Genomic DNA, 17,014 nt, shown 5'->3' on the forward strand with positions numbered 1-17,014 from the left:
CGATTTTGTGATCCGGCCCTCTCGGTGAACCTCAGTGCGGGCCTGTCCCGCGGCGGCGATTCTCCCCGCGGGACGCAATCAACCAACTACAACCTAAATACCTATGAAAATGAACCATTATTTGAATGTGCCGGGGCTCCTGCGCAGATTCGCGAAGATCGGGCTGGCTCTGCTGCTCGTCCTGTCGGTCGCTTTCGGCGCCGGTGCGCAGGACGTCTCCCCTGCCAGGGTCTCCGGGACAGTCGTCGACCAGCAGGGCATGCCGGTCGTCGGGGCCGGAGTGGTCGTCAGGGGAACCCAGACTGGCTCCGTGACCGACCTCGACGGGCGTTTCACGGTCATGGCGGCCAAGGATGCGACGTTGACAGTTTCATTTATCGGCTATACCACCCGGGAGGTGCCCGTAGGAACCCAGACCGATATCCGCATCGTGCTCGAGGAGAATGTCCAGAGCATCGACGATGTGGTGGTGGTCGGCTTCGGCACCCAGAAGAAGGAGACCGTCACCGGCGCCATCGGGCAGCTGTCGGGCAAGGAGCTGATGCGCTCTCCCGTGACCAATATTTCCAATGCCCTCGTAGGGCGTATCGCCGGTATGGCCGCCGTCCAGAAGACCGGCGAGGCCGGCTTTGAGGAGTCCACGATCCGCGTGCGCGGCGTGGGGACGTATGCCGGCGACCAGAATCCGCTGATCGTCATCGACGGCATCGTGCGTGACATGACGGCCTTCAACATGCTCGACCCGAACGATGTGGAGCACGTCAACGTGCTCAAGGACGCTTCGGCGACCGCCGTGTACGGCGTGCGCGGTGCCAACGGCGTCATCATTGTGACGACCAAGCGCGGCCGCGAAGGCAACCTGAAAATCTCGTTCACGGCCAATGTCGGCTTCACCTCCCCGACGACCCTGCCCAGCCTGGTCAATTCCTACGACTATGCCGTGCTGCGCAACGAGGCGTTCGCCAACGACGGCAAGCCCGACGACATCAAGGTCTTTTCGCAGGACGAACTGTGGAAATTCCGGCATAACCGCGACTATACGCCCTCCGAGGTCGAGGCGATGGGACACCTTTCGCCCGAACAGAAACAGGCGCTGCTCGACAGCCCCGCCATCTACTACGGCAGTACGGACTACATGAAGCGGATTTTCGACGCCGGGGTGTCGCCCCAGCAGCAGTACAGCGTCAATATCTCCGGCGGTACCGAAAAGGTGGCCTTCTTCACCTCGGTGGGGTATTCCAACCAGAAGAGCCTCACCAACGACTTCGGGTTCAGCGATGCGGCCTCCAACTCGGGCAGCCACAAATATAATTTCCGCACCAACTTCGATTTCAACATCATCCCGCTCACCGAGATCAATGTTTCGCTCTCGGGGCAGGTGCGCGAGACGAAGATCATCACCGACCGCAACAGCAGCGTGGACATGTGGGGCCGTTACCGCGACCTGATGCTCAACATCTACGAAGCCCCGCCCTTCTCGGCGCCGGGCGTCTCCGACGGCCGCATCATCACCGATTATGCCGGCGGTACGATCATGGACAGCAACAAGGGCGCATGGGGTAAATCCCCGATCGCCTACATGCTCGAAAAGGCACAGGCGCGCATCAACCAGAGCAGCCTGAATACCTCGATCCGCATCCGCCACCGGATGGATTACCTCGTCGAAGGGCTTTCCGTACGCGGGGCGTTGTCGTATGACCATTATTTTACCAAGACGCTGCGCGTCACCCCCAACCTGCCCGTCTATTCGATCACGCGCAACCCCGCCGATCCGGCCGAGCTGCTCTATTACGGCGGCGAACACAATGCCAAATCCTACGAGGAGACCGGCTGGGGCAAAAACCGCAAGGTCTATGTCGAGGCCGGCATCGACTTCAGCCGCGATTTCGGCAAGCACGCCGTCACGGCCATGGCGCTCGTCACCGGCGAACGCTACACCTCGCCCGGGCTGAAGTATAACGTCCCCCGCGGCTATTACGGTGTGGTGGGGCGTGTCACCTACGGTTACGACCAGCGTTACCTGGCCGAATTCAACATGGGATACAACGGTTCCGAGAACTTCGCGCCCGGCAAGCGGTTCGGGTTTTTCCCGGCCGTTTCGGTAGGCTGGGTCGTATCGAACGAACCGTACTTTCCGAAGAACGACATCCTCACGTGGCTCAAGTTCCGCGCCTCGTACGGGCAGACCGGCAACAGCGAGATCGGCGGCGACCGCTTCCTTTTCCTGCCCGGCACCTGGGGCAGCCACAGCTACGGCCCCTGGAACGGTTCCCCGCTCGACGGGTATTTCTTCGGCTCGTCGAACGGTTCGGTCAATAACCCGGCTTTCCCCGGCAAATACGAACAGTCGACGGGCAACCCCGACGTCACGTGGGAGAAGAAGGAGTCGTACAACATCGCCGCCGAGGTGCGCATGTTCCGCGACCGGCTTTCGGTCACGGTCGACCTGTTCGAGGAGAAGCGCAACAACATCCTCACCAAACTGGGGGTCACGCCGGGCATCATCGGCCTGAGCGGCAGCGCCCTGCCGCCCGTGAACGTGGGGCGCATGAGCAACCGGGGTTACGAGATCCAGGTCTCGTGGCGCGACAACGTCGGCACGGATTTCTGGTATGAAGTGGGCGGACAGGTCTCCTATGCCGTCAACAAGATCGACTACAAGGCCGAGCCCTCCTACATGTACGCCTGGATGAACGAAACGGGCTTCGCCTACGGACAGTACAAGGCCTATTACAACGAAGGCTTTTACAATACGCCCGAGGAGGTCGCCAACCATCCCTACAATGCCATCGACGGCAACCGTGTCCAGGGCGGCGACCTGCGTATCATCGACGTCAACGGCGACGGCATCATCGACGACAAGGATATCACCCCGACGGGCTTCTCGAACGTCCCGCGCTTCGCGTTCAGCAGCAACCTGAGCTTCGGCTACAAGGGGTTCGAAATATCCGCGCTCCTTACCGGTTCGGCGCAGGGGACGTTCAACATGAACGGCTACCTCATCACGCCCTTCGCCCAGGGAAACGGTACGCCGCTGAGCTATATGAACGGCCGCTGGACGCCCGAACGCCATGCCGCCGGCAAGCATATCACCTTCCCGCGCATGTCCGTGAATATGGCCAACAGCCAGAACAACCAGAACAATGCCTTCTGGTTCCGTTCGACCGACCATATCAAGCTCAAGAACGTCGAGGTGGCCTATACGTTCCGGAACGCCCGCTGGATGCGCAAAGCGCATATCGGCTCGATCCGCGTATTCGTCAATGCCAACAACCTCTGTACCTGGGGCGGCAAAGACCTGATCGACGGCATCGACCCCGAGCTGGTGCAGGACGGCAGTACGTCCGAAGGCATCATCTACCCGCTCACGCGCGTGTATAACTTCGGTTTCAACATCCAATTTTAAGTCGCAGCCTTATGAAAAAGACCATTTATACGCTTCTCGGCCTGTTGCTGGCGGCCGGCCTTACGTCCTGCCAGGACTGGTTCATCGAGAAGCCCGAAGTGACGGGCATGGATCAGGACGAGGTCTTCAGCACGGCCAAGAACGCCGAGGGGGCGATCGCCGAGGCCTACGCCACGATCCTCTCCTCGGGATTGCCCGTACTGGTGTGGAACAACTCCCCGATCATGCCCTACGAGACGACCGAAGCCATCATGGGCGGCGAAGACCTTTGCCGCCTGACATGGGGATACATGGACAAGCAGGTCGTGGCGGGCATGCTGGCCAACAACGAGAATAACGGCGCCGGTTATACCGACGACTATTTCCCCAACAACTACGCCTACATCCGCAAGGCGTGGCTCGTGTACGAGAACATCGACAAGGTCGCCGACATGTCCGACCGCGACAAAGCCATCGTCAAGGCCGAAATGCAGGTGCTGGTGGCTTTCCGCTACGTGGAGATGCTCAAGCGCTACGGCGGCGTGCCGCTGGTCGAATCGACGCTCACCACGGTCGACGTGCGCTCCCGCTCCACCGTGCAGCAAACCCTTGACTTCATCGTCGGGCTGTGCGACGCGGCCGCCGCGACACTCGAAGGCGTGCGCTGGCCGGCCGACTGGCTGGGGCGCGTGAACAAGGGCGTGGCGCTGGCCGTCAAGGCCGAAGCGCTGATGTACGCCGCCCGTCCCCTCTTCAATGCCGACGCTCCCTACATGCAGATGGCCGACCCCGCGAACAATGAGATGATCTGGCTCGGGGGCTACGATGCCAAGCGCTGGGAAACGGCGCGCCTGGCCAATCAGGAGGTGATCGACTGGGGCAAGGCCAACGGCTTCGAGCTGATCGACACGGGCGACCCCATCAAGGATTACGGCACGGCCGTTGGTACGCCGTCGAACCGCGAGGTGCTGCTGGCCTACAAGCAGCAGCGCGAGGCCGACGACAACGGTATCTACAAGAACTACACCTTCATGCCGACCCACACCGGCCACGACCTGGGGCAGTACCGCGGCACCGGCTACGGTCAGCTCTGCCAGTACCGCAAGGCCGACGGTACGGATCAGACGTGGGCGGGCGTGGACGACTGGCGCCCGGCCGGCGAATACCGCGACAAGGCCGAAGAGTTGGAACCCCGCGCGCAGGCGTCGCTCTATTTCTACGGCGTCAACCCCAAGAACAATACCGGCAACAGCCGTTGGGATCTGTACCAGAACTGGCAGCTCGAATACAAGTGGCAGGACGGCTGTGCCAAGAACATCAAATTCTGGTATGAAGCCGGTTCGCGCGAATGGTTCGAATTCCCGATCTACCGCATGGCGGAGTTTTACCTCAATATCGCCGAGGCCTACAACGAGGAGGGCAACCCGACCATGGCGCTGCGCTACCTGAACGACATCCGCAGGCGCGGGGGCATTCCCGATGAAACGCAGACCGACCGGGTGCGGCTGCGGCAGAGCATCCACCGCGAATGGGCCGTGGAATTCTACGAGGAGAACCAGTGGTATCCCCACGCCCGCCACTGGAAGCAGGGGGCGTCGATGGTCGGCGGGGCCAAGTACAAGTTCGAGTTCTCGCAGGCCGCCGGCGTGTCGTGGAACCCCCGCAAACCCGAGGAGTTCGCCAATTACACGCGCAAGCCCTCCTATGTCCCCGAATACACGTGGCACGAGCGCATGTCCCTTTCGCCCTTTACGCTCAGCGAGGTGAATAAGGGCTATCTGGTGCAGAACCCCGGATATTGATCCGCCCATACACAATCGTTTACCGAAAAAATCAGAATTACATGAATCCCAACCATATGAAAAGTGTGTTTCTCGGAGGCGCGGCACTCGCGGTTCTGGCCGTCGGTGGTGCCGGCCCGGTTTCCGCCCGGGATACCGCGGCTGCGGAACAGCCCGACAGTGCGGCCCTGGAATATGTGATCCCCGGGACATCGGCCCGCACGAAGGCGATGCTGGTCACTTCGTCCGTCTCTTCCGTGACGGGAGACGAGGTATCCATCCCCTCGGCCAATATCAACAACATGCTTTACGGACGTATCCCGGGGCTCGTCGTGTCGCAGACCAACGGGGAACCCGGCTACGATGCCGCTACGCTCAGTATCCGCGGCGTGGCGACCTACAACAACTCGTCGCTGCCGGTCTATGTCGACGGCTTCCAGACCAATATGGCTTATTTCCAGTTTCTCTCGCCTGCCGAGATCGACCGGATCGAGGTGCTGAAGGATGCCGCGGCGCTGGCTCCCTTCGGCATGAGGGGCGCCAACGGCGTGATTTGGGTCACGACCAAGCGCGGCCGTATCGGCCGCCCGCGCGTCACGGTCAATGTCCGGGGCGGCGTGCAGCAGCCCATGAACCTCCAGAAACCGTTGCGTACGGGCGACTATACCCGGCTTTACAACGAGGCGCTGAGCAACGACAACGGCAACGTTTGGACACCCTATTACACGGCCGACCAGGTCGCCCGACTGCCCGACGTGGACTGGTACCGCGAGGTCACCAAGAAGGCCACGCCCTATACCGATGCCGACGTGTCGGTCTCGGGCGGCGACAAGACCGTACGCTATTTCGTGCTGTTCGGCTACATGGGGCAGCGGGGAATCTACGACACCCCGACCAACGATACGCTGGCCAACGCAGGCATCGACCGCTACAATATCCGCACGAACCTCGATATGAACCTCTTCGGTTTCCTGGAGGCCAAGGTCGATGTCGGGGGCCGGATCGAAGACCGCCGTTACCCCAACCGCGCCGCGGGCGACCTGTGGAACGACCTTGCCAAATACCCCGGCTCGGTTTATCCCGTGCGCAACCCCGACGGGACGTGGACGGGTACCCCGATCTACAATTTCAACCCCCTGGCCTCGATCAAGGCGCTGGGGCGCAACTCCACGCACGACCGTACCCTGCAGGCCAATTTCCAGCTCAAGGAGCGGCTCGACTTCCTCGTGGAGGGGCTCTACCTTTCGGAGGCGATGTCGCTGAGCAGCTGGACACGCGACGGTGCGAGCAACACGCGCAACTATTCGCGCTGGCTCGACGGGGTGCAGCAGACCACCGATAACGACACCCCCTATACCCGTGGCGAGGACAGCGGCCAGAACCAGTGGACGTGGCAGCACTACAATGCCACGGTCGGCTACGACGGCACGTTCGGGCGGCATGTGCTCTCCGCCTCGGCCGGGATACTCTACAATATCTACAAGACAGACTTTTCGCAGAACGGCGCTGCCGGCAAGATGGTCGAATACCGTCACATGACCGTCAACGGGGCGGTCAACTATGCCTATGACGACCGCTATGTGGCGACCTTCTCCTTCGCCGCCGACGGTTCGGACAATTACAGGCCCGGCAACCGCTGGGGGTTCTATCCCTCGCTCGGCCTTGGCTGGATCGTCTCCCGCGAGCGTTTCCTGCGGGACAGCCGCATGGTCGATCTGCTCAAGCTTAGGGCTTCGGTCGGTAAGAACGGCTGGGATCCGATGGGCGAGATGCGTTACCTCTGGGAGGGCTACTATACCGACCGCGGCGGCCTCAATACGGGAAACTCCGAGCACACGTGGCACGGGGGAACGGCGCTGTCCTACCTCCCGAACCCCGGTATTTTTGCCGAAAAGAGCCTCAAGTACGACGCCGGCATCGACCTGCGCCTGTGGAACAGGTTGTCCCTGAACGTCGACCTGTTCCTCGAAAAAAGATCGGGCATCGTGACCCAGGACTGGATGATCCCCGGTGCCTCGGGCGTGGACAATCCGCCTTACCGCAACATCGGCAGGATGACCAACAAGGGCTTCGAAGTCCAGCTTTCCTGGGCCGACCGCATAGGCGATTTCAATTACGCGCTCACGGGCATGGCCTCCTACAACAGCAACAAGGTCGACTATATGGCCGAGGTCGTGACCGTGCCGACCGCGGCACGCACGGGACGGCGGCTCGACGCCCTGTTCGGATATGTGGCCGACGGGTTCTACGACTGGGACGATTTCGACGTCGGCGGCGAACTCAGGGAGGGGCTTCCCAAGCCTACGTTCGGTGCCGTGCAGCCCGGCGACATCAAGTATAAGAACCTGAACGGCGATACGGTCATCGACGAGAACGACCAGACGGCCATCGGCGACTCGTACCTGCCCAAGTTGCAGTACTCGTTCTCGCTGGCGGCGTCCTACAAGGGGTTCGACCTCTTCGCCCTCTTCCAGGGGGCGGCCGGCCGTGACGTGAACCTGCTCGATGCGCCCTTGCAGAACGTGGCGTTCCGCGACAACGGCAACGTATACGGGATTGCCGAAGGCCGCTGGGCCTACTATCCCGAACAGGGCATCGACACGCGGGCTACGGCTACCTATCCGCGCCTTTCGTTGCAGGACAACAGCAACAACTACCGCAATTCGACGCTCTGGAAGCGCAGCGGCGACTTTCTGAAGCTGCGCAACGTGGAACTGGGATACACCTTCGCGCAGCCGTCGCTGAGCAAGGCCGGCATCTCGAAGATCCGCATCTACCTGAGCGGTGTCAACCTGCTGACCGTCAGCAGGCTGATGCGCGACTACGACATCGACCCCGAAATCCTTTCCGGCCACCCGGCGCTGAAATCCTACAATCTGGGACTGACCGTAACCTTCTAAACACGACTGCCATGATACGAAAAAATATGAAAATCCTTTTCGCGGGCGCCCTCCTTTGTTCGCTGTCCCTGGCGGGGTGCGATGCGCTCGACACCAAGGAAGACCTGAACCTGACGGACGAGATGATGGCCACGCGCCGTTACCAGATGTTCGACTGGGGCTACCGCGTTTACGAACACATCCCCTACGGGTTCACGGCGATCGACGGCAACCTCTTCGCAGCCGTTTCCGACGAGGCGCAATACGTGACCACGTTCAGTTCCACGCAGCGGTTCAACGAAGGCAGCTGGAGCGCCTATTACAACCCCGACGATTGCTATACGAGCTATTACAACGGCATCTATGCGGCGCACGACTACCTCGATAAGTCGGTGGATTATAGGTATATCCTCGGTATGCACCGCGACACGCTCACTTCGAACGGCCTGGACAGCTACCGCCGCGACATCGTCGACGTGCAGCGGCTGCGCGCCGAGGCGCATGTGCTGAAAGCCTATTATTATTTCGAGCTTGCCAAGCGTTACGGCGGGGTGCCCCTCATCGACCGCGTGTATGCCGACCAGAAGGAGGCCAATCTTCCGCGCGGCACGTTCGACGAGGTGGTCGGACTCATCCTGCGCGAGATCGAGGGGGTGCGCAACGAACTGGTCGTTGACTGGCGGGCCGAGAACCTCGAGGAGAAGTCGGGCCGGATCACCCGCGGCGCGGCGCTGGCCCTCAAGTCGAGGGTGTTGCTCTATGCCGCCAGCCCGCAGTTCAATCCCTCGGGCGAAAAGTCCAAGTGGGCTGCCGCTGCCGCTGCGGCCTTCGAAGTGATCAACATGGGCATCTATTCCCTGCATCCCGATTACGGCGGGCTGTTCGTCACCGAAACCTCCACGACCAGCCCCGAGACCATCTGGGCGGTGCGTATAGGGGCGACCAACGAGTTCGAACGCAAGAATTACCCTATCGGCACGCAGGGCGGCGGTACGGGTATCTGCCCTTCGCAGAACCTCGTGGAAGCCTATGAATCCACGGGGGAGGATTCGGACGATGCCTATGCCGGCCTCGACCCGCGCTTCTACGCCACCGTCCTGCGCAACGGCGATACGTGGAACGGGCGCACGCTCGAAATCTATGCGGGCGGCGCCGACGACCCCGCCCGGCAGAACGCTTCGCCCACGGGGTATTACCTGCGCAAGTTCCTGAATAAGAACCTGAACCTCACCAACGACGACAAACGGCTTCGCAGCTGGATCGTTTTCCGCTATGCCGAAATATTGCTTAATTTTGCCGAGGCGATGAACGAAGCCTACGGCCCGGACGACGCCCACGGCTACGGGATGAGTGCGCGTGACGCCGTGGATGCCGTGCGTGCCCGTTCCGGGGTGGGGATGCCCCCGGTCGATGTCGACCCGGGCGATGCGGCCGCCATGCGCACGGCCATCAAACACGAACGCCGCATCGAGCTGGCCTTCGAAGACCATCGCTACTGGGATCTCCGGCGCTGGGACGATGCCGGGACGGTGCTCAACCGGCCCCTGCGCGGCGTGAAGGTGACCCGCAGCGGCGACGGCTTTGCCTACACGCCGTTCGAAGTGGCCAAACGCATCTTCGATGCCCCGAAGATGAACCTTTATCCGATCCCGCAGGCCGAAATCGTAAAATCGGGCGGGGTACTCGACCAGAATCCGGGTTGGTAGACCGAAAAATATCGAACTATGAGAACGATCGTTACATTCTTTTCTGTGCTGCTCCTCGCATGCGGCGCAGCCTCATGCCAGAAAGCCGACAGCGAAAGGCCCTGGGGCAGTGCGGTGATCTATATGCCGCAGGCCAGCTACACCCCTTATACTGTGCCCAACGACGGGACGGCGCAGCAGTCCAACAAGAATTACCGCATTGACACGCAGGCGGGGAAGGTGCACATTTTCCTGGGCATCTACCGCGCCGGGCTGGCCGAGTTGCAGGCCTACACGGTCAGCGTCTCCGTGGGCAGCACTCCCCTGGACGGGACTGTGTTGCTGCCGGGCCGGGCATACACGCTGCCTTCCTCGGTGAGCTGCCCCGACAGGAAACGCGATGCGACTTTTTTCCTCACGGTCGACATCGCCTATCTGAAGGCGAATGCCGATAAGGATTTTTCCCTGCCGGTCACTATCTCCGACCCGACGCGTTATGCGCTCAACGACAAGCTCACGACGACGCAGGTGCGTATCGACACGTCGGAGCTGCTCTCGAAGGAGGGGCTGTAACCCGGCTTCGCCGCCACTCCGGCACGGGGTCGCCTTAGGCGGCCCCGACTGCCGTTTTGTTTCCGGTCGTCGCCTGAAATCGTTTTTTATAGGGAAATTATTTGCGTTCCTGTTTTTTGCGCTCTTTCTTGCGCCTGCGCCCCTTGGCGCCCGGCCTTTCTCCCGCGGGCGCATCGTCGTGCATCCCGGCGGGCGTTACCTGCAATATGCCGACGGCAGGCCGTTCTTCTATCTGGGCGACACGGCGTGGGAGCTGTTCCACCGTACGACGCGCGAAGAGGCGCGCCTCTATCTCGAAGACCGCGCCCGGAAAGGGTTCACGGTCATACAGGCCGTCTGCCTCGCGGAACGTGACGGGCTGCGCGTCCCCAATGCCTACGGCGACCTGCCGTTTGCCGATGCGGGGTTCACCCGGCCCAACGAGCGTTATTTCACGTATGTGGACGAAGTGGTCGCCATGGCCGACTCGCTGGGGCTGGTCATCGGCCTGCTGCCCGCATGGGGCGACAAGTTCTGCCTCAAATGGGGCCCCGGGCCCGAGATCTTCACAACGGAGGGGCGTGCCGGGGCTTTCGGACGTTATCTGGGGGAGCGCTACCGCACCCGGCGGAATATCATCTGGATACTGGGCGGCGACCGTCCTCCCGAAGGGCGCGAACCGATATTGCGGGCCTTCGCCCGCGGCATCGCCTGCGGTGTCGCCGGCCGCGAGGATTATTCGGCCTGCCTGATTACCTACCATCCGTGGGGGAAATCCTCTTCGGGCGACTGGCTGCACGACGAGCCGTGGCTCGCGTTCAACATGCAGCAGAACGGCCATGCCTACGATTTCGACCTTTGGGAGCGCATCGCCCGCGATTATGCCCGGCGGCCCGTCAAACCCGTGCTGGACGGGGAGCCGATCTACGAGGAACATCCGATCGACTTCGACCGGGAAAAATACGGCACTTCCGAAGCCCTGCATGTGCGGCGGGCGTTCTACCACGAGGTCTTTTCCGGAGCCTGCGGACATACCTACGGCTGCCATGCCGTATGGCAGATGTGGGAACCCGGCCGGTATGCGCCTGTCACGGGGCCCGTGCGGAGCTGGCGGGAATCCCTCTCGCTGCCCGGGGCCTACCAGGTGTGCTATGGGCGGGAACTTATCGAGAGCCGTCCGTTTTTCCGCCGTATTCCCGACCAGGGCGTTATCGCCGGGGATGCCGGCCGGGGGCACGGGCGTTGTACGGCTACCCGCGACAGCCTCGGCACCTATGCCATGGTCTATTCCGAGAGCGGACGGCCGTTTGCCGTCGACCTGGAACGGGTTTCCGGGAAGCGGATCGTGGCCTGGTGGTACGATGTCCGCAGCGGGCGCCCGCTGCGGATCGGGGAATTCCGCCGCCGGGATGCCGGTGCGACGGTGACCTTCACGCCCCCGACTTGCGGCAAGGGGAACGACTGGGTGTTGGTGCTCGACGATGCGCGCATGAAATATCCGCCGCCCGGGAGATGCCCGGAAGCCCGCTTCGGGGCTGCCGGGTAAGTTCGCCTCCCGGGCGTTTTTATCCGGCGGCGTACAGGGTTTCCTGCTGGTGCGGATCGTGTCCCCGCTCCGGGCGCTCTTTGCCTATTATGACGACACACCCCGCACGAAGCCGTGCGGGGTGTGTCGGTGCGGGGTACCCCCCCCCTACCTGGTCAGGTATTTACCCTGCTTCTTGAGGGCGTTGTATACCGAGCCGGCCCAATAGTTGCGCAGGCCGAACCCGCCGGGCTTGCCGGCCATGTCCATCTGGAGGATGACCTCCTGCGTGGCGGGATCGAACAGCACGGCCGTGTAGTATCCGATGCCGTTGCCCTTGTCGAGCGTCGTGGCTATCAACACCAGCCCCTTGTTCCCCGAGCCGTTGTCGTAGCGGGCGAGGATTCCGGGGAGCTGCGCCGCGATGTCGGCCTTCGTGCTGCGGGGCGTGAACTGCTCCGCAGCCAGGCCGCCCAACGCCTCGTTGGCCTGTTCGACATTAGTCGAAAGGATGTCGATGCCGGTGAATCCGGCCACGTCGTATTTCTTGGGTTCGCTGAGGAAGAGCCGGTTGATGGCCTCGAACGCCTTGATGAACTCGGCCGGCTGCTCGTTGGCCCCGATGACGCTCACGCAGCTGTAATCCACGCCGTAGAAGTCGGCCGCCATCTTCGTCTTTCCCTTCTGTGCGAAACCGCCGACGGCGATCAGGCACAGGGCTATGCTCAGTAATTTTTTCATGGTTGGGTTTTATTTGGTTTGTTCGCGTAAATCTACGAATTTTATTTGTTTCCGGCTCATTTGGGGCATCTGTTTTTTCGCAATGTACTCCACCGGTTCGAAGACCACCTCGGGTGCTACGCGCACTTTCGAGCGGAACGTGTCCTTGATCTCTTTCTCGAACGCCTCGTCGCGGCGCGTGCTGCCGATTCGCAGCACGATCTGGTCGGTGCCGAGGCTTCCGGTGAATACCTCGATGATGTAGTTGTTCACGCCGGGGATGTTCTCCAGCACGTCGTACAGCGCGGGCGGGTAGAGCGTCGTGCCCTTGAATTTGATCATCTGCCCCCGGCGTCCGATCACCGACGAGAGGCGCATCGTCGTGCGGCCGCAGGCGCAGCGTCCCGTGCGGGCGATGCAGATGTCGCCCGTCTTGAAGCGCAGCAGCGGCATGCCCCGCACGCCGAGCGTCGTGATTACTACCTCGCCCTCCTGTCCCTCGGGCACGGGGTTGTTCTGCTCGTCGAGCAGCTCCACCAGGAGCATGTCGGCCGGGACATGCCCGCCGCAGTGGTGCCCGCATTCGGTGACCGAGGTCTGCATCTCGGTCGAGGCGTATGTCGAGAAGAGCTCCAGTTCGGGCCACAGTTCGGTGATTTTCGCCCCCAGCGTGTTGTTGCTGAAGTCGGTGTCGCGCAGCGCCTCGCCGATGCAGATCGCACGGCGCAGCGACGAGCGGCGGTAGTCGATGCCGTGCTCCTGCGCATAGCCGACGAGTTTTATCAGGAACGACGGCACGACGATGCAGCCCGTGGGGCCGATGCGCCGGATGGTGTCCCATTGCAGTTCGGGGATGCCGTTCCCCACGCGGATCACGCCGCATCCCAGCTCTCGGGCTCCCATGAAGTAAGCCAGCCCGGCCATGAAGCGGCGGTCGATGGTCGTCATCAGCTGCAGGATGTCCTCCCCGGTGCATCCCGCCGTGGTGAACGACACGGCCTCGTTGTAGGCCAGCCGGGCCAGGTCTTCTTCCGTCAGGGCGAACGTCACCGGGTCGCCGAGGGTTCCCGACGTGGTCACGTAGTCGATGATGCGGTTGCGGGGCACGCAGACGAACTCCCCGGGGTGGAGTTGCAGATCCGTTTTGGTGGTTACGGGCAGGTGCCGCAGGTCGTCCGCCGTGCGGATGTCGCCGGGCTGCATGCCGCAGCCGTCGAACATGCGCCGGTAGTAAGGCGAATTTTCATAGAGGTAGGCGACCTCATCGCGCAGGCGTTCCTCCTGGAACGCCGCGATCGCATCGGCCGATGCGAATTGTATTTCCGGGTTTCGTATCATGGCTTGCATTCCGATTTGAGTCTTTCTATCGCCAGGAGTTCGTCCCTGCGGGGAACCCCTGCCTCCAGCGCCTTGCCGAAGCTCTGTGCCGCGCGCTCGTCGTCGCCCTGCGAGAGGTAGTATTCCCCCAGCAGTTTCCAGGTGTGGAAATTCTGCGGGTTGGTTCGGGCGAAGGTTTCTGTCAATTCCCCGTCGGCCTTCCTCCCTGCTTTTATCGCCCGGCGGATGCGGGCGCCGAGTTGGCGGTATGCGACCACGCGCGGGTAGTCTCGGGCCAGGTAGGCCGTGTCGGAAGGTATCTCCTGCGCCGAGTCGTAGAGCTCAGCGGCGGGGTCGGGGTTGCGCAGGATCGCCCCGAGGTCGTAGCAGACAAAGGCGCCGCCCTGCCACGGCGAGGTCGAGACCCACATTTGCAGGGTTGCCGGCTTGAATATGACCGAGTGGTGGGCGATCGACTGGTTCACCGAACAGTCGTTCCCCACGCCGATGTCCTTGCCGCCCGTGCCGCGTTGGTCGCGCAGCATGGCGGCCGCTGCCGGGACGCCGAGGGGTGCATTCGCCGCCATGAGCTCTTCGAGCCGGGCGAAGCGATGGGGGCTGTCGGTCATGGCGATATTCTCGCGGTTGTCCCCGTCGTCGGCGAACGCCTCCGACTGGTAGTGGTTCGTGCATATGAGGTACTCCCCGTCGCCCTCGTAGAGCACGGTTCGGCGGGGCGTTTTCTCGATGATCGCCGCCCTCCCGTCGCGTGCCGAGGCCACGAGCAGCGATTCGCTGACGAAGGTGTCGCGGCGGCGGGCGATCTCCAGCGCCTCTGCGATGGTCGCCGCATGTTGCAGGATCTCGCGTGCGAGGATCGAGATGGGTGTCGCCGATGCGAGCGGCACGGGCCCTTTCGCGGCATTGATCGTCACAGTCAGCCCTTCGGAGTTCATGCCCGACAGCACGCCGATCATCCCCGCCCAGCCGATGCTGGCGAAGGGATAGCCCGCCTGCGGCCGGCAGAAGGTCACGATCTTGTTGCGGGCGAAGTCGTCGCCCATATAGAAATCGAAGTTGCGCCCGACGACCGGTTTCCCGTCGTCGCTCGCACCGCCCCATGCCGCGAACGAACTGCATCCCACGAGCATGTACTGGCTCATAGCGTGCCCGATGTCGTGCGCCGCGTGGTAGTTGAGCTGGCGTTCGTAGGGGGTGCCGATGGCGTCGAAGTCGTGCGAGCAGTAAAGCGACCGGGCGTATATCTCGCGCCGGTACTCCTCGGGGACGTGCCGCCCCAGGTTGCGGTTGAATATCCGGATCATGCCGCCCAGGAATTTCAGGTAGCCCTCCGAGGGGACGAATTCGCGGATTTGGTCTACGAAAACCTGTTCCTGGTAGTGCATCAGCCCTGCGGTGAGGGCGCCTGCCGCCGCCCCCGACTCTTCGGGCGGCCCGGCGGTATAGAGCTCCCAGAGTCCGTGGGGGTTGCGGCGCAGGAAACTGCCGTGGCAGGTGGTGTAGCCACCGTGGTTTGTGACGCGGTAGGCCGCGGTGTCGATCGTCACCGCTGGTTGCTCCATGTCGGCCGTTAAATAGAGGCCGCAGAGGAATGCCGCCGGCAGGACGAGGATCGCCGCCAGTGCGATGAGTGTGTATTTGAAGAGGCGTTTCATGCGTTGGCGATTTTTTTTGCGAGGTATTCCGTGCCCACTATTTCCGAGCAGGTCGCCGCGGCCGACAGCGTGACGCCGATGGCGCCGTGAACCGTGAGGTTCTGCCCCGTGAGCAGCAGGTTTTCGAATTTCGTGCGGGCCGGGATGTGCGACGCCATGATGCTGCGGCAGTCTTTCAGCAGCCCGTATGCCGCGCCGTGCGGTGCGCCGGTGTAGTGGCGGTAGGTGAGCGGCGTGGCAGCATACGTATGGGCGATGGCATCCCTCAGTTCCGGAAGGCGGGCGCAGGCGAAATCGACCGTCGCCTGCGTCATGGCGGCCTTCAGCGCCGTGTAGGCTTCGGGGCGGCGTCCCGGGGCGGAGCCTTCCCACGCCTCCCAGGGGCGGGTGGCGACGGGCGTCATCAGCGTTACGACGTCGCACCATGCCGGGTCGCCGGCCGGAGCCTGTGCGCTGAGCAGCACCATCCCCGGCCGCATGGCCTCCGGGTCGAAAAGCGTCTTCCAGACATCTTTCCCGGCGAAGTAATAGAGGTTCCGGTTGATGTAGGGGAACTGCCCCGGCTTCAGCAGCAGGTATGCCGAGAAGAGCCCGTATGAGTCGGGCAGGCTGCCGATCCGTTCCCGGAATGCCTTGCGGACGACGGGCGTCGGGCCTATCAGGCGGAATGTCTCCGCGGGATGGATGGCCGAGATGACGGTTTTTGCCCGCAGCATCCGCCCGTCGGCCAGCTCCACGCCCGTGACGCGCCGCCCTTCGGTGTGCAGGGCGACGACGCGGCTCCGCACCAGCGTCGTCCCTCCGTGCTCGCGGATCTTCGCCGCCAGTGCGTCGGCGATCTGCTGTGTCCCGCCCGTAAAGCGGCAGGCGCCCTCGATGTTCGAGTGGTTTACCATCGCGTGGTGGTAGAGCGTCGAGCTTTCGCGCACGCCTCCGTAGAGGGGGTTCGTCCCCGCGAGGACATTGCGCAGCAGCGGGTCTGCGACGCATTCGCCGATGAATCCGGCCGCCGGTGCCCCGAGGTATTTCGTTCCCCCGGCCGACAGCCGCCCCGTGCGGTGCACCCCGATGCCGATGCTGCCGCCGATTTCGCGCAGCTTCGCGCAGTAGCGGCCGAGCCCCGCCTTTTCGTGCGGGAACAATTCCCCGATGTGCTTTTCGAAGGCTTCGTAACCGTGCATGTAGGCGTAGTCGCCCGCTCCGGGCAGCGACACGACGTCGAATGCCTCGTCGAGCGGCCGCAGGCGCAGCGAGCCGAGGATGCCGAAATATTCGAAGTAACGGCGCATGATGCCGCCGGCCTGCATGCTGCCGATGTAGTGCATGCCCGTGTCGATCGCATGTCCCCGCCGGGAGAACGATTGCAGGCAGCCCCCGGGGACGTCGGCCTGTTCCGTGACGCAGACCCCCATCCCTTCGCGGGCGAGCATGGCGCCGCACTCCAGGCCTCCGAGGCCGCTGCCGATGACGATTATGTCGAACTGCCCCTCCATG

The 17,014-nt window shown here is 62.8% G+C and carries 10 protein-coding genes; 6 read left to right on the top strand and 4 right to left on the bottom strand.

Translation table 11 applies throughout. From position 1 onward, the window contains the following. The first annotated feature begins 103 nt into the window (after positions 1–103). The 6 genes from DW189_RS07115 (at position 104) to DW189_RS07140 (ending at position 11,828) form a co-directional block, all read left to right on the top strand. Positions 104–3,406 (top strand): SusC/RagA family TonB-linked outer membrane protein, encoded by a 3,303-nt coding sequence (locus DW189_RS07115; protein WP_117507302.1) that lies wholly within the window; start codon positions 104–106, stop codon positions 3,404–3,406. Between the two features lie 11 nt (positions 3,407–3,417). Next, a complete protein-coding gene (locus tag DW189_RS07120) occupies positions 3,418–5,187 on the top strand; it encodes a RagB/SusD family nutrient uptake outer membrane protein (RefSeq protein ID WP_117507303.1) in 1,770 nt (589 codons plus the stop codon). Between the two features lie 56 nt (positions 5,188–5,243). Further along, positions 5,244–8,066, top strand: coding sequence for a SusC/RagA family TonB-linked outer membrane protein (locus tag DW189_RS07125; protein WP_162508130.1), 2,823 nt, complete (start codon positions 5,244–5,246; stop codon positions 8,064–8,066). 26 nt (positions 8,067–8,092) lie between these two features. Further along, complete coding sequence (locus DW189_RS07130; RefSeq protein WP_117507305.1) at positions 8,093–9,751, top strand: RagB/SusD family nutrient uptake outer membrane protein; 1,659 nt, start codon at positions 8,093–8,095, stop codon at positions 9,749–9,751. Positions 9,752–9,769: 18 nt separating this feature from the next. Further along, positions 9,770–10,303: a DUF1735 domain-containing protein gene (locus DW189_RS07135; RefSeq protein WP_117507306.1), complete on the top strand. Its 534-nt coding sequence runs from the start codon at positions 9,770–9,772 to the stop codon at positions 10,301–10,303. A gap of 178 nt (positions 10,304–10,481) precedes the next feature. Next, positions 10,482–11,828 carry a glycoside hydrolase family 140 protein gene (locus DW189_RS07140; RefSeq protein ID WP_197736378.1) on the top strand — a complete coding sequence of 449 codons (1,347 nt, stop codon included), beginning with the start codon at positions 10,482–10,484 and terminating at the stop codon, positions 11,826–11,828. Between the two features lie 147 nt (positions 11,829–11,975). Here DW189_RS07140 and DW189_RS07145 read toward each other — a convergent pair whose 3' ends face one another. From DW189_RS07145 to DW189_RS07160, 4 genes are read right to left on the bottom strand one after another with little or no spacing between them, the layout of a single operon-like run. Beyond that, the gene (locus DW189_RS07145) at positions 11,976–12,548 is read right to left on the bottom strand and encodes a hypothetical protein (RefSeq protein WP_087402786.1); all 573 of its coding nucleotides are present in this window, start codon (positions 12,546–12,548) and stop codon (positions 11,976–11,978) included. A 9-nt stretch (positions 12,549–12,557) separates the two neighbouring features. Next, positions 12,558–13,865 carry a phenylacetate--CoA ligase family protein gene (locus DW189_RS07150; RefSeq protein WP_117507308.1) on the bottom strand — a complete coding sequence of 436 codons (1,308 nt, stop codon included), beginning with the start codon at positions 13,863–13,865 and terminating at the stop codon, positions 12,558–12,560. Continuing rightward, the gene (locus DW189_RS07155; RefSeq protein WP_117507309.1) at positions 13,862–15,520 is read right to left on the bottom strand and encodes a C45 family peptidase; all 1,659 of its coding nucleotides are present in this window, start codon (positions 15,518–15,520) and stop codon (positions 13,862–13,864) included. Before DW189_RS07155 ends, DW189_RS07150 begins: the two co-directional genes overlap by 4 nt. Further along, complete coding sequence (locus tag DW189_RS07160) at positions 15,517–17,013, bottom strand: phytoene desaturase family protein (protein WP_117507310.1); 1,497 nt, start codon at positions 17,011–17,013, stop codon at positions 15,517–15,519. The genes DW189_RS07155 and DW189_RS07160 overlap by 4 nt, the downstream gene beginning before the upstream one ends. Position 17,014 lies beyond the last annotated feature (1 nt).

Origin of the sequence: Alistipes sp. AM16-43, assembly GCF_003435745.1 — a bacterium.
Taxonomy (GTDB): Bacteria; Bacteroidota; Bacteroidia; order Bacteroidales; family Rikenellaceae; genus Alistipes; species Alistipes onderdonkii.

What these genes read in the sequence shown, in the direction of transcription:
- DW189_RS07115 (WP_117507302.1), top strand. Translation starts at nt 104, where the DNA reads ATGAAAATGAACCATTATTTGAATGTGCCGGGGCTCCTGCGCAGATTC.
- DW189_RS07120 (WP_117507303.1), top strand. Translation starts at nt 3,418, where the DNA reads ATGAAAAAGACCATTTATACGCTTCTCGGCCTGTTGCTGGCGGCCGGC.
- DW189_RS07125 (WP_162508130.1), top strand. Translation starts at nt 5,244, where the DNA reads ATGAAAAGTGTGTTTCTCGGAGGCGCGGCACTCGCGGTTCTGGCCGTC.
- DW189_RS07130 (WP_117507305.1), top strand. Translation starts at nt 8,093, where the DNA reads ATGAAAATCCTTTTCGCGGGCGCCCTCCTTTGTTCGCTGTCCCTGGCG.
- DW189_RS07135 (WP_117507306.1), top strand. Translation starts at nt 9,770, where the DNA reads ATGAGAACGATCGTTACATTCTTTTCTGTGCTGCTCCTCGCATGCGGC.
- DW189_RS07145 (WP_087402786.1), bottom strand. Translation starts at nt 12,548, where the DNA reads ATGAAAAAATTACTGAGCATAGCCCTGTGCCTGATCGCCGTCGGCGGT.
- DW189_RS07150 (WP_117507308.1), bottom strand. Translation starts at nt 13,865, where the DNA reads ATGATACGAAACCCGGAAATACAATTCGCATCGGCCGATGCGATCGCG.
- DW189_RS07155 (WP_117507309.1), bottom strand. Translation starts at nt 15,520, where the DNA reads ATGAAACGCCTCTTCAAATACACACTCATCGCACTGGCGGCGATCCTC.
- DW189_RS07160 (WP_117507310.1), bottom strand. Translation starts at nt 17,013, where the DNA reads ATGGAGGGGCAGTTCGACATAATCGTCATCGGCAGCGGCCTCGGAGGC.